Origin of the sequence: Rothia uropygioeca, assembly GCF_004136585.1 — a bacterium.
Lineage (GTDB): Bacteria > Actinomycetota > Actinomycetes > Actinomycetales > Micrococcaceae > Rothia.
On sequence record NZ_NOIR01000002.1, the window covers coordinates 731,221 to 744,199 of the forward strand.

Annotated in this window: 8 protein-coding genes; 2 read left to right on the forward strand and 6 right to left on the reverse strand. The window is 58.5% G+C overall.

Annotated features, from left to right (window positions below; translation table 11 throughout):
• Positions 1-11 precede the first annotated feature (11 nt).
• Together EWR20_RS07570 and EWR20_RS07575 are read right to left on the reverse strand one after the other, a co-directional pair.
• The gene (locus EWR20_RS07570) at positions 12-1,649 is read right to left on the reverse strand and encodes a peptide ABC transporter substrate-binding protein (RefSeq protein WP_129359999.1); all 1,638 of its coding nucleotides are present in this window, start codon (positions 1,647-1,649) and stop codon (positions 12-14) included.
• A 255-nt stretch (positions 1,650-1,904) separates the two neighbouring features.
• A complete protein-coding gene (locus tag EWR20_RS07575) occupies positions 1,905-3,707 on the reverse strand; it encodes a BCCT family transporter (protein WP_129360000.1) in 1,803 nt (600 codons plus the stop codon).
• Between the two features lie 260 nt (positions 3,708-3,967).
• On the opposite strand from EWR20_RS07575, the gene pgi reads away from it, so the two are divergent.
• Positions 3,968-5,650 (forward strand): glucose-6-phosphate isomerase, encoded by a 1,683-nt coding sequence (pgi, locus tag EWR20_RS07580; protein WP_129360001.1) that lies wholly within the window; start codon positions 3,968-3,970, stop codon positions 5,648-5,650.
• 212 nt (positions 5,651-5,862) lie between these two features.
• Here the strand turns inward: pgi and EWR20_RS07585 are convergent, their stop codons facing one another.
• Together EWR20_RS07585 and EWR20_RS07590 are read right to left on the reverse strand one after the other, a co-directional pair.
• The gene (locus tag EWR20_RS07585) at positions 5,863-6,159 is read right to left on the reverse strand and encodes a DUF1540 domain-containing protein (RefSeq protein WP_366150739.1); all 297 of its coding nucleotides are present in this window, start codon (positions 6,157-6,159) and stop codon (positions 5,863-5,865) included.
• Positions 6,160-6,432: 273 nt separating this feature from the next.
• Entirely contained in the window at positions 6,433-6,870 is a 438-nt protein-coding gene (locus EWR20_RS07590; protein WP_129360003.1) for an NUDIX hydrolase, read from the reverse strand.
• 559 nt (positions 6,871-7,429) lie between these two features.
• On the opposite strand from EWR20_RS07590, the gene EWR20_RS07595 reads away from it, so the two are divergent.
• The gene (locus EWR20_RS07595; RefSeq protein WP_129360004.1) at positions 7,430-9,652 is read left to right on the forward strand and encodes an NADP-dependent isocitrate dehydrogenase; all 2,223 of its coding nucleotides are present in this window, start codon (positions 7,430-7,432) and stop codon (positions 9,650-9,652) included.
• A gap of 174 nt (positions 9,653-9,826) precedes the next feature.
• On the opposite strand, the gene EWR20_RS07600 is transcribed toward EWR20_RS07595, so the two are convergent.
• Positions 9,827-10,789 carry a DUF2382 domain-containing protein gene (locus EWR20_RS07600; protein WP_129360005.1) on the reverse strand — a complete coding sequence of 321 codons (963 nt, stop codon included), beginning with the start codon at positions 10,787-10,789 and terminating at the stop codon, positions 9,827-9,829.
• A gap of 543 nt (positions 10,790-11,332) precedes the next feature.
• On the reverse strand, positions 11,333-12,832 hold the full coding sequence (locus EWR20_RS07605) for a sugar porter family MFS transporter (protein ID WP_129360006.1): 1,500 nt from the start codon (positions 12,830-12,832) through the stop codon (positions 11,333-11,335).
• Positions 12,833-12,979 lie beyond the last annotated feature (147 nt).

Consider the following 12,979-nt stretch of genomic DNA (forward strand, 5'->3'; position numbering starts at 1 on the left):
TTCCGGCACGGTCAGGAGGATTTCTCCACGTTGTAGTACATCGGGGTACCGTTCCAGGACGCCTTGACGCCGGAAACGCTCTCCGACCAACCGACGTTGGCCTGTGAGTACCACAGCGGGATGGCGGGAAGGTCCTCGAGCAACATCGAGTCGGCTTCCCGGAAGGCCTTGTTGGCCGCATCCTTGTCGGTGGCGGCGAGACCCTCATTCAACTTCTTCTCGAACTCAGGGTTGTCGTATTTCGAGTCGTTCGAGTTGGCGCCCTTGGTGTACGTCGGCTCCATGAAGTTGTAGAGCGAAGGGTAATCCCCGAGCCAGCCCGAACGTACGGCTCCGGTCAGCTTGCCTGAGGTCGCGTCAGTGCGGACTTCCTTGAAGGTCGAGTAGGACTTGCCTTCTGCATCGATGCCCAGGTTGTTCTTGATCTGGTTCGCTACCGCGTCGACCCACTTCTTGTGTCCGCCGGCATCAGCGTTATAGGCGATGGTGAATTTCTCGGACGTGTCGTAGGGCTGCATCTTCTCTGCTTTGTCCCAGAGCTCTTTGGCCTTGTCCTTGTCGAACTTGGTGTTGTCCGAGTTCTCGATTTTGTCCTTGTAGCCTTCCAGCACCGGTGCGGTCATGTCCGTCGCCGGCTTCCGAGTGTTGTTCAGGATCACCTTGGTGATCTCATCGCGATCGATTGCCATGGACAGCGCCTGGCGACGCAGCTTACCGGCTTCGCCGCTCCAGTTCTTGAGGTAGTACGGGATGGCGATCGTCTGGTTTCCGGCGTACGGCTTGTCCAGGCTGCGGTCACCCAGGTCGTCCTTGTAGTTGCCCAGAGCAGAGGTCGGAATCTGTTGCAGAACGTCCAAGTTATTGGCGAGCAGGTCCTGATAGGCAGTATCCGGGTTCTGGTACAGCTTGAAAGTGATACCACCGTTCTTGGGCTTCTCCGGACCGTCATAGTCGTCGTTCTTGACCAGATCGATCTGGGTGTTGTGCTGCCATGCCCCTTCCTTGGCCATCTTGTAGGGACCGTAGCCGACCGGATTCTCACCGAAGGCCTTCATGTCCTTGAAAGCCGATTCGGGCATGGGGACGTAGGCGGCGTACCCGAGGCGGAGATCGAAGTCCGACTGCGGCGAGTTCAACTTGACGGTGAACGTGTTGTCGTCCTTGACCTGCAGGCCGGACATCTTGTCTTCTGTGGATCCTTCTCCGGATACAGCGTCGTATCCTTCGATCGGGCTGAAGAAGGTCGAAGCTGCCTGTGCGTTCTTGGCGGCTGCGCCGTAATTCCAGGAGTCCACGAAGCTCTGGGCCGTGACCGGCTCACCGTTGGTGAACTTCTTGTCCTTCTTGATCTTGATAGTCCAGTTCTGGTTGTCGTCCGAATCGATGGACTCGGCCAGATCGTTTTGCGGTTTCCCGTCCTCGTCGTACGAGATGAGGCCATTGAAAATGTTCTCTACGACGACACCGCCGCCATTTTCAGACGTGTTGGTCGGTACCAACGGGTTCTGCGGTTCGACGCTGTCGGCTGTGATGACGGCGGACGAGTCGGCGTCTCCGCTTCCGGCGGAGGATCCCCCGCCGCAACCGGTAAGAGCCAATGCGGAGATCACCGCAACGCTCGCGAACGTTGAAATGCGTGAGAATCGCATTTCGCCTCCTAGGAGTGATTGATCGATGTGATAAGCGCGCGCGATGCCCCGTGGGTAACGTTTCAAGGCCCCGCGTACGAGCGGAAACTTGTGATGCATGACACGCTTGGAAGAAGTCTAAACCACATTTGTTGCTTGTATGTAACCGCCGTGTTGCCTTCGACGCTCCGGACGCGCAAAAGGCCCGCTCCACCAAGGGAGCGGGCCTTTTGGATTATTTTTTGTACTCCGTTTTCAACGGCGTGTCAGCCGCCATCAGTCCTTCATGGAGCGCCACGGCAATTTGCCGCTCCGCTTCTTGGCGCCCGAGGTCGACGCCGAAGACGCACCAGAAGCAACCGCAGCTTCCGCGGCTTCCACGGCCTCAGCTTCCATGCGGTCGTTCCAGTGCTCCTCGAGCTGGCTGAAGTTGGCCGAAACCTGGCTATTGACGCTCTCGGAGATTTCGTCTGCGATCTCGTTCCGGACTTGGCGCCGCTGAGCCCGAATGAACAACTGGTGTTCGGCCTGCAGTGATTTGAACAGCGAGATGCACATGAACACGATGACCACCGAGAACGGCAACGCCGTCAGAATCGAAATCGTCTGGATGGCGTTCAACGAGTTCTCTCCGCCCGCCCAGAGCAGGGCCGTCGCGGTGCCGCCGGCGACCAGGACCCAGAAAACTCGAACCCAAGTCTTCGGGTTCGGGGAGCCGGAAGAAGAAATCATGCCCAGCACCAACGCGCCCGAATCGGCCGAGGTCACGAAGAAAACGATAATCAGAATCACTGAACCGATGATCAGCGCGCCGGAGGCCGGCAAGTCCTGAAGCATCGTGAACAGGATGCCTTCGCTGTCCAGGTTCGCAAGTCCGCCGTCACCGAAGAGCTCGGTATGCAGCGCAGTACCGCCCATCACGGAGAACCAGAAGAACGACATCGCCGCGGGGACCAGAAGAACGGCGAGAACGAATTCACGAACGGTGCGTCCCCTGGAAACACGAGCAATGAACATTCCGACGAAGGCCGACCACGAGATCCACCAGCCCCAGTAGAAGGTTGTCCAGGTGCCTGCAAACTCCTGACCTTCAGCACCGTCGAGCGCGAAGGTCGAGAACGTCAACTCGATGACGTGCTGCAGGTAATGGCCAATGGCCTGAACGAACTCACGGAGCAGGAAGATCGTGGGTCCCATGATCAGCACGAAGAGTACGATCACCGCCGCCAGAATCAGGTTGCCGTTCGAAAGCCATTTCATGCCCTTCTCGAGGCCGGTGACCACCGAGAACAAAGTGACGGCCGAGAGAAGGATGATGATCATGGTGTAGCCCATGTTGCTGGTGGCGTCGATATTCAGGAAGCCAAGACCTGACGCAATCTGCATCACGCCGAGGCCCATCGACGTCGCGACGCCGAACAGCACCCCGACCAGGGCCACGATGTCGATGACATCTCCCCAAATGCCACTGATTCGGTCCCCGAGGAGAGGTTTGAGCGAGTACCGGATGGACAACGGCAATTTCTTCCGATGGGCCGAATAGGCGATCGCCATACCGACGATCACGTAGATGGCCCACGGGTGCAGGCCCCAGTGCAGGAAGCTGCGGGACATACTCTGCTGAGCCAACTGCTCCGGCGAACCCCCCACCTCTGGCGGAGGCGTTATGAAGTGAGAGATAGGCTCCGATGCGCCGTAGAACACCAGCCCAATGCCCATACCTGCCGCGAACAGGAAGGCCAGCCATGTCATGAACGAATAGTCGGGTGTGGAATCGTCCGGTCCCAGCTTGATGTCGCCGAGCCGGCTGAAGCCCAGATACAGCGCAAAGACGACGAAGACGGCCACAATTGCCGTGTAATACCAGCCGAAATATCCGATGACGTCCGTTTGCAGCGCAGTAAATAGTTCATTGGCCTGATGCGGAAATATCATAGTGATGCTAATAAAAAGCGCCATGATGATTGCCGCAGGTATAAAGACTCTTTTGTCGATTGCCCCGCGCTTCATCTTCTCGTGCAAGCGATCTGGGACGCCGCCGACCCGAAGGTCCGGCTTCCTGGTCAAGAAGTTAGCCATGCAATCCTCGTTCTGTACCTCATTTAGTGATGCGTGTCGTGCGCAGACAGCGGTCCGCCAACTGCTCGTATCTACAAAGTCACACACATGCCTTCGCAGTCGCGGCCCGAAAAGCAAGCACACTTACTTATAGCCTAATCAATCTTTTGAACCGTTGACCAACTGGACCGATTCGAGACGCCAACCGTGTGCAATGATCCCTTCGGTTCGGCACCGGAACGCTATGGAATATCCCGGCCCGGCATAGGAGAATGGAAACCATGAGTGCATCACAGATTCCCGACATCACGTCCACCGAAGCCTGGAAAGAACTGACCCGGCATCATGCGGTCCTCGAGCCCGATCTCAGAGAATGGTTCGACCAAGACCCCCAGCGCGCGGAGGAGTTCACCCTCACCGCCGGCGATCTCGTCGCGGATCTCTCCAAGAACCTCTTGACGAGCGAAACCCGCCGGTTGCTTCTCAAACTTGCGGAACAGGCGGGTGTCGAGGAGCGTCGTGACGCGATGTTTGCCGGCGAACACATCAACGTGACGGAGGACCGCGCTGTCCTGCACACGGCGTTGCGTCGCCCCAATGGAGCCGCGCCGATGCTCGAGGTCGATGGACAAGACATCGACCAGGACGTGCATGAAGTCCTCGCCAAGGTCTACGATTTCGCCGATCGCGTGCGGTCCGGTGAGTGGACCGGGATCACCGGTCGCCCCATCGAGACGGTGGTCAATATCGGCATCGGCGGCTCGGACCTGGGCCCTGTCATGGCCTATGAAGCACTCAGGACGTATGCACAGGACGGTCTGACCGCTCGATTCATCTCCAATATCGATCCCACTGATGCAGCCGAAACGGTAGCGGATTTGGATCCCGAGACAACGTTGTTCATCGTCGCCTCCAAAACATTCGGCACCCTGGAAACCCTCACCAACGCCCGTGTGTGCCGCACCTGGCTGCTCGAGGCCCTGCGAGAATCAGGTGCACTCTCGGACGCCGAAGACACCGAGGCCGTGGCCCGCCACTTCGTGGCCGTGTCCACTGCCCTAGACAAGGTAGAAGCTTTTGGGATCGACCCAAAGAACGCGTTCGGTTTCTGGAATTGGGTCGGCGGCCGCTACTCCGTGGATTCCGCGATCGGAACCTCTCTGGCCGTGGTGCTCGGCCCGGACGTGTTCGAGGAGTTCTTATCCGGTTTCCACGCGATGGACGAGCATTTCCGTTCGGCACCGGCGGAGAAGAACCTTCCATTGCTCATGGGATTGCTCAACGTTTGGTATGTGAATTTCTTCGGTGCCGCCTCGCACGCGGTTCTCCCCTATGACCAGCATCTTCACCGCTTCCCAGCTTATCTGCAGCAGTTGACCATGGAATCGAACGGAAAATCCGTTCGCTGGGACGGATCCCCCGTGACCACCCAGACCGGCGAGATTTTCTGGGGCGAGCCCGGCACCAATGGCCAGCACGCCTTCTACCAGTTGATCCACCAGGGCACCCGCGTGATCCCTGCCGATTTCATCGCGTTCGCGAATCCGAGTCACCCGACCAAGGACGGCAAGACCGACGTCCATGAGCTTTTTCTCGCCAATTTCTTCGCCCAGACCAAGGCCCTGGCTTTCGGGAAGACAGAGGAAGAAGTTCGAGCCGAGGGCACCGACGAGTCCGTCGTTCCCGCTCGGGTATTCTCGGGCAACCGGCCCACGACCTCCGTGATGGCACCAGCGCTGACGCCTTCTGTTCTAGGTCAATTGATTGCCCTCTACGAGCACATCACTTTTGTCGAAGGGACCGTCTGGGGAATCGACTCATTCGATCAGTGGGGCGTCGAGCTGGGAAAGCAACTTGCCCAAGATCTTGCCCCCGCCGTCGGAGGAGATGCCGACGCAGTCGCCAAAGAGGATTCCTCAACGCGTTCGTTGATTTCGTACTACCTCAACCACAGAGACAAGTAGAGCCCGAGCGACTCCTCACGCGATCTGCCCCGCCTCGCATTCATGATGCGAGGCGGGGCAGATGTGCAGGGTCGGCGTATTCCCTTTTTCGGCCGGTCTGCACACGAGAGGATCGAGTCAGTTCATCCGGGCTGGAATACCGCTACGAATTCGCCCGTCGGATTGCAGATTTCTCATCACGCGTCACGGGTGACGGACGCTCCTCCGCCCGATCAGGCCGGTCGGTAGGTCAAGCAGTCCGCTCCGGAAGTCGCAGAACCGACTTTGACTGACTCCGCCCCACACATGAGGTCTTTGTTGAAGATGCATTCGATCCGCTGGCAAGCTCCGACATGCGCTTGAGCGCGGGGCAAGCCACCATCGGCGTCCAAGGAGATGAAAGTTCCGCAACTGGCATCCTGCGGTTCGCCCGTGATGGTCACAGCAAAGGCAGTGCAACCATCGTGATTGAACGAGCAATTTGAAACAGTGCATTCGGTGACATCTGTCATGACGGACATGGCGATCATCCCTTTCGATGAATGAGGTATTTCACACCCAATTATCCGGAGTTAACTGTTTCACGTCCAGTAAGACAAAGCTCACCAGAATTCGGTCAATAGAGTCATGATTTTTTACCGAAATGAATAGGATATGACGATGTTTCCTATTCTGCAAAAGTGGCCGAACAGGCCCGTCACGGGGGACATTCTGAGGGGAACGGCTTATTTATCCGGGTCAGTACGGCCTACCTGAATCTGTCCCTTCCCGCACTTGATCGAATAAAGTCACGAATTCCTGGGCTAACGTCCCAGCTCGCTTCGTTCCGTGGAAGCCAGTAGCGGAAATACACAATCTCGTGTGAGGGGTGCAATGTCGGGCTCGGCCAGAGAGTCGGCAGGCACGCTCCACCGCAATTCTTCGATTTCCGCGAGCGGAAAGATCGGCGTCCGAACCACATACTCAGGCGAACGGACCCAATCGAAAACATGTGCCACGAGTTCGTGGCCGGCTTCATTGGCTGCTTGTGTTTCCCAGCGGCCGAGGACTTCGAGCTCATGTGGAGCAATATCGACGCCGAGCTCCTCCCGGACTTCACGTACCGCGGCCGCACGCGGCTCTTCACCGGTCTCTGGTTTTCCTCCGGGGAACATGAAGGAACTGGTGCCGCGTTTGCGAACGGTCAGAACCCTTCCCTGGATATCCCTCATGACGACTGCGGAAACGGTTATTCGTGGCATGAGCCAAGTTTAGGTTCGTCCCCGCGGCGAGACGAAACCGTGCCACCGCCGTAATCCATTGCCCGATAGCGAGCCCTTACTGTTCGGACGAATAATCCCTCAAGAGGACCGGTGATCGTGTTCGTCGTCTTTGGTCCCGCAGACAAGCGTCACGACCTCAACCTTCGGCAGCTATTTGAGTACTTGTTGCGTAGGGTCGTTGTTGTCCAGTCCGTCCGATATTATTTCGCGAACTCCTCGAATTTTTCCGGGTCATGACCGAACCTTGTGCGCAGGCCCGTGGAAGGGGAACGGTCTTTCCCTCACTGCTCGATGGCGGCGTCCTTGCGTGTGATCCCGCGCGGCCGCCTCCAGGCCACCAGGATCCGTGTGCCGTCCGGGTTACAGACTCTCGTACACGCGGTTGATGTGGTGAATCGTCATATTCCGGAGGCTATCCGCTTGTGTTCCGGGAAGGAAGAAGGACGTTAGGTCATCTCGGAGGTGAGCACCGGCACGTCCGGTATATTGGCCAGTGGAAATAACCCGCGAAATCAAGCAGGGAGTACGCCGAAAACCCATGTCGAAAATCATTTACACCCATACCGACGAAGCGCCGTTGCTGGCGACCTATTCTTTCAAGCCGATCGTCGAGGCATACGCGAACAGCGCCGGGGTCGCGGTGGAAACCCGCGATATCTCGCTGGCCGGGCGCATCATTGCCCAGTTCAACGATGTGCTTCCCGATGACCAGCGGGTCAATGATGCCCTGGCCGAACTCGGCGACCTCGCCAAGACGCCCGAGGCCAACATCATCAAGTTGCCGAATATCTCGGCATCGGTTCCGCAGCTCAAGGCGGCCATCAAGGAGCTCCAGGCAGATGGTTACGACCTCCCGGACTACCCGGACGAGGTCAAATCCGAGGCCGACGCCGATGCTCGCCGGCGCTACGACCGAGTCAAGGGTTCGGCGGTGAACCCCGTCCTCCGTGAGGGCAACTCGGACCGTCGCGCACCTCTGTCCGTGAAGAACTACGCGCGGAAGAACCCGCACACCATGGGGGCTTGGTCGAAGGATTCGAAGACCAACGTTGCAACAATGGGCGATAAGGACTTCAAGTCCAATGAGAAGTCCGTGATCCTGCCTTCGGATGACACCCTGACCATCCGTTTCACTGCTGATGACGGTTCGGAGAAGATCCTCAAGGACGGATTGAAAGTCCTCAAGGACGAGATTGTCGATTCCACCGTGATGAGCGCGGCCGCTTTGGACGAGTTCCTTGCCGCCCAGGTCGCTCGCGCGCGTGAAGAGAACGTGCTCTTCTCCGTACACCTCAAAGCGACGATGATGAAGGTTTCCGACCCCATCCTGTTCGGCCACGCCGTGAAGGCCTATTTCCCCGACGTTTTCGAGACCTATGGTGACAAGCTCACCGAAGCCGGACTTTCTCCGAACAACGGCCTGGCTTCGATCCTCAACGGTTTGGATCTCCTTGACGAGGACACCGCGAAGGGCGTCAAGGAAGGCATCGAGCGCGGCCTGGAAGAAGGACCGTCGCTGGCCATGGTCGATTCTCGTAAGGGAATCACCAACCTGCACGTACCGTCGGATGTGATCGTCGACGCCTCGATGCCGGCCATGATTCGCACGTCCGGCCACATGTGGGGTGCCGATGACGACGAACACGACACGCTCGCTGTCCTTCCCGATTCCTCGTACGCCGGCGTCTACCAGGCCGTCATCGAGGATTGCCGCGAGAACGGCGCCTTCGACCCCACGACCATGGGATCCGTCCCGAACGTGGGGCTCATGGCGCAGAAGGCCGAGGAATACGGTTCTCACGATAAGACCTTCGAGATTGAGGGGAAGGGCGTCGTCGAAGTCCTGAACTCTGCGGGCGAAGTCCTGTTGTCCCACAACGTGGAAGGCGGAGACATCTGGCGCGCTTGCCAGACCAAGGATGTCGCGGTTCGCGATTGGGTCAAGCTCGCAGTTCGTCGCTCCCGCGAGTCCGGGACTCCGGCCGTGTTCTGGCTGGATTCAGAACGCGCTCACGACACCAACCTGATCAAGAAGGTCAACGAGTACCTCGAAGCGGAAGACACGGACGGGCTGGATATCCGCATCCTCTCCCCCATCGATGCGACCAAGTTCTCTATCGATCGGATCCGTCAGGGCCTGGATACGATTTCCGTTACCGGAAACGTACTCCGCGATTATCTGACGGACCTGTTCCCCATCCTGGAACTGGGAACCTCCGCCAAGATGCTCTCGATCGTTCCGCTGATCAACGGCGGTGGACTATTCGAAACCGGCGCGGGTGGCTCGGCTCCCAAGCACGTTCAGCAGCTGGTTTCGGAGAACCATTTGCGCTGGGATTCCCTCGGTGAGTTCCTCGCTTTGGCCGCGTCCTTCGAGCACCTCGCCAGCACGACCGATAACGATAGGGCCCGTATTCTTGCGGAGACGCTCGATGCCGCTACGGGCACCTTCCTCGAAGAGAACAAGTCCCCGTCCCGCAAGGTGGGTGAACTCGACAACCGAGGCAGCCACTTTTACCTGGCGACATACTGGGCGGAGGAATTGTCCCGTCAGAGTCGCGACAAGGACCTCGCGGAATTGTTCGCGGGAATCGCCGAACAGCTCAAGTCCAACGAGGACAAGATCGCCCAGGAGCTTTTGGATGTCCAGGGCTCTTCGGTGGATCTGGGCGGTTACTACTGGCCACAGGACGCAAAGGCGGACGCCGTAATGCGACCTTCAGAAACCCTCAATGGGATTCTGGCGCAGTTGACCAAGTAACGGTCCGCTGATCTAAGAGGCTCCCCGGAACGCGAAAGCGTTCCGGGGAGCCTCTTTGTTTTCCGTCTGCGCCCGGAAGCTGCACGAGGTACCGTGCGGAACCGGTTGATGCAAAGATGCCCCGAACATCGCCTTCGCAACGCTCGGGGCATCTGTCATGCCAATCATCCGATATCAGTCACGACGATTGCCTTCTTCATCAACTTCGATTTCTTCCTTGCGGACCTGCCCGGATACGGTCTCGGTGTCCTCACGGGCCTGCTTATTGAGAGAGACTCGCTCGGTCGCAACGGTCTCGGTGTCGACGACAGGACGTTCTTCGTATGCGGTCACCGTGACCTCCTCGTCCTTACCGAACTCGTTGCCATCGGCCGCTTGGCGGGCCTCTGCGGAGTCCGGATCGATCTTGGTGCGCTCGACCTGAACCTCTTCGTGTCGAACCGGGACCTCAACGGTTTCGGTGTCCGTCTTGACGTGCTTGCGGAGTCGCACCTGACCCGTCTCACGGCGCTCGGTCTGGTCTGTTGCCTCGAGCCGCTCCTCGTGAGCCACTACGTCGTTGTCGGCAGCACCGTGACGGCCGGTTGCGGCCTGGTCCGCGGTTCCGCCTCGCGTCTGGGCCTCAGCCTGTCCATTGCTGTGGCGACCGGTCCCGGCCTGGGTATCCTCACGCCCATTCACCGTACCTGCTGCCGCAGTTCCGGCCGCAGCCGTTCCAGCGGCAGCAGTACCGGCCGCCGCATTGCCATGCTCCTGGCCTGTCCGATTACCTGCCTGCCCACGCTGGGCATCGGCGTTGCCACCGTTGTCTCGTCCCGAGTTGCTGCCGTCCAGCGAGTAGTACTCGTAGATACGCTGCTCTTCCTCGGGGGTCAACGAACCGTCGTCATCGATGTTCGGGGCATCCTTGACGAAATCCTTGTCATAAGGAACCGTCAGGCCGTCATCGGAAGCGCGGGCTTGGTTCAAGGGCACAAAGGTTTCCTTGGAACCGAAGAGGCCGGTATTGACCGTAGCGAACGTCGGCTCGTTGGTCTGGTCGTCGAGATAAATCTCCCCGACCTTGCCGATCTTGTCGCCGTTGTTTCCGTAAACTGTGCTGTTGCGCAGGGACTCAATGTTCTGGTTATTAGTCATGGTCACTACCTTCTGATCGCTGGTCGGTTGAATTACCAATCCAATTCGAAACCAAGTGATTCCGAGCTATATAAACAACCTAACCACATAGCAACTCACGGTCAACGTTTTTTCCTTCCACCACGGGCGAAATTTCATATAAGGATAAGTTTCTTTCAATGGCAACAATCGTTCATTCCCCGGCAATATGCCCGAAATGGAGGGAAATGGCGTGCCACACAAACCCACTGTTGTCCATATTTTCCCACATGGTTGTCGAGGATTTTAGGGATACTCCAAGCCTTTGGCCAGCCCCTGAACATGCCCCGGAGAGTGCCAAAATGGGACGAATGCGCAGAAGGTGCCTTATTCAGTCGCTCCAATCGATGTCATTGCAATGGTCTGCGATCCCGCTCGTCGGCAAACATTCAGGGGGACCCTTCAAGAATCCGGACGAGATGCGCAACGCCCGAGGCCACTCCCACAAGCTATGACCTCGCGGGTGCGCCCTCGGGCGTGGGTACTCATTGCGGCGGACGCGCGCCTTTTTAGTCGTTCGTGCGCTCAGGCTCGTTCCTGGGCCAGCCGCTTGCGTTTCAAGGGGAGGAATTCCTCGCCACGCAGGCTGGACTCGATGTCTTCAAGACTTCGGTCCTTGGTCTCGGGGACCCGGAAGTAGATCACGATCCACGCAATCACGTTGAGGGCCGCATAGACCATCATCGCGCCGCCCGGCGACAAGAAATTGACCAGTGTCAAGGCCGTGGAGGTGACCAAGAGGTTCGAGCCCCACAGTGCCATCGCGTGCAGGCTCGTGGCCGAAGTGCGCACCTTGAGTGGATAGAGTTCGGAGCCCATGAGCCAACCCACGACCTGGATACCACCTGCTTGGAAAAGCATGAACAGCATGAGGAAGGTCAGCATGAGCGGCAGGTTGGGGTCGTTGCCGCCAACGGAGAGAGTGATACCGAAAAGCAAGATCCACAGCGCCGCAAACGGCAGTGTCCACAACATGAGGGTCCGCCTGCCCATGCGATCCACGATGAACCGACCCACCGCGGTCATCACGACGTAGACCACGCCGACCATGACGTTGATGCTGAGACCGATATCCGACGGCAGACCAACGTGCGTCAACAAAGTCGGCGTGTAATAGATCATCATCTCCAGGCCAGTAATCTGCGTGAAAATCGCGACGGCGACACCCGCAATAATCGCTGGTCGCATCCATTTCTCGGTGAACATTGCGGACCATTCGCTCTTCGCGGCCTGCCGCTGCGCTTTACGACGAGTGCGTTCGATGTCACGGATCTCCGATTTCGCGGTTTTTTCACTGGGTCGAACCCACTCGAGCACTTGGGTCGCCGTATCGACCTCTCCCTGACTGACCAACCACCGCGGGCTTTCAGGCAGCGGAATCATGCCGATCACCAGCACGATGGCCGGAATAGCGGCGACAACGATTTTCCAGTGCCATTCCACATCGCGCAGGAAGTAGTTGACGAGTGCCGCCGTCAGAATCCCTACACCGATCGCGATATTGAAGAAAGTCACGTAGCTGCCGCGCTTGTTCTTCGGGGCAAGCTCCGAGATATAGGTCGGAATGGTCTGGGTTGAACCGCCCACCGCCAGGCCGAGGAAGAAACGGCTCGCCATCATGATGTAAGGATTCGGCGAAAGGGCGCAGAACACGACCCCGAGGACGAAGACCGATGCGACCGTAATGATTGTGATGCGCCGCCCGAAGCGACGAGCGAAGAAGCTGGCCCCCAGGGCGCCCAGGACGGCGCCGGCGAGAATGAACGAGGTGATGAACTCGGCCGTTATCCCGTGTTCGCTCACCCCGTAGTCCTGAGCGATCTGCGCGAGGGTTCCGGAGATGACGCCGGTGTCGTAGCCGTAGAGCAAACCCCCGAGCGCTACCAAAAGGGAAGCAGAGAGGACGCGGAGTCGCGCCGTGCGGCGGGGCTCCTCGCTCAACGCGGCTGCTCGAAGCGAACCCGTGTCCGGGCTGTGCGGCCCCGAACCTTCCGGCATATTCGAAGAAGAACTTTCGGTGGTCATCAAGCACTCCTGACGGTCAGAGAAATATGATTCACTTCCAGGCCGCCGAGGCCATCCGTCAAAAACTTCGACCGGGACGGATGCCACCGGTCGGTCCAGGAGCGGTGCAAAAAAGCGGTGCACCGTGGATAAAAATATCCGCAGGCC

What these genes read in the sequence shown, in the direction of transcription:
- EWR20_RS07570 (WP_129359999.1), bottom strand. Translation starts at nt 1,649, where the DNA reads ATGCGATTCTCACGCATTTCAACGTTCGCGAGCGTTGCGGTGATCTCC.
- EWR20_RS07575 (WP_129360000.1), bottom strand. Translation starts at nt 3,707, where the DNA reads ATGGCTAACTTCTTGACCAGGAAGCCGGACCTTCGGGTCGGCGGCGTC.
- pgi (WP_129360001.1), top strand. Translation starts at nt 3,968, where the DNA reads ATGAGTGCATCACAGATTCCCGACATCACGTCCACCGAAGCCTGGAAA.
- EWR20_RS07585 (WP_366150739.1), bottom strand. Translation starts at nt 6,159, where the DNA reads ATGATCGCCATGTCCGTCATGACAGATGTCACCGAATGCACTGTTTCA.
- EWR20_RS07590 (WP_129360003.1), bottom strand. Translation starts at nt 6,870, where the DNA reads ATGCCACGAATAACCGTTTCCGCAGTCGTCATGAGGGATATCCAGGGA.
- EWR20_RS07595 (WP_129360004.1), top strand. Translation starts at nt 7,430, where the DNA reads ATGTCGAAAATCATTTACACCCATACCGACGAAGCGCCGTTGCTGGCG.
- EWR20_RS07600 (WP_129360005.1), bottom strand. Translation starts at nt 10,789, where the DNA reads ATGACTAATAACCAGAACATTGAGTCCCTGCGCAACAGCACAGTTTAC.
- EWR20_RS07605 (WP_129360006.1), bottom strand. Translation starts at nt 12,832, where the DNA reads ATGACCACCGAAAGTTCTTCTTCGAATATGCCGGAAGGTTCGGGGCCG.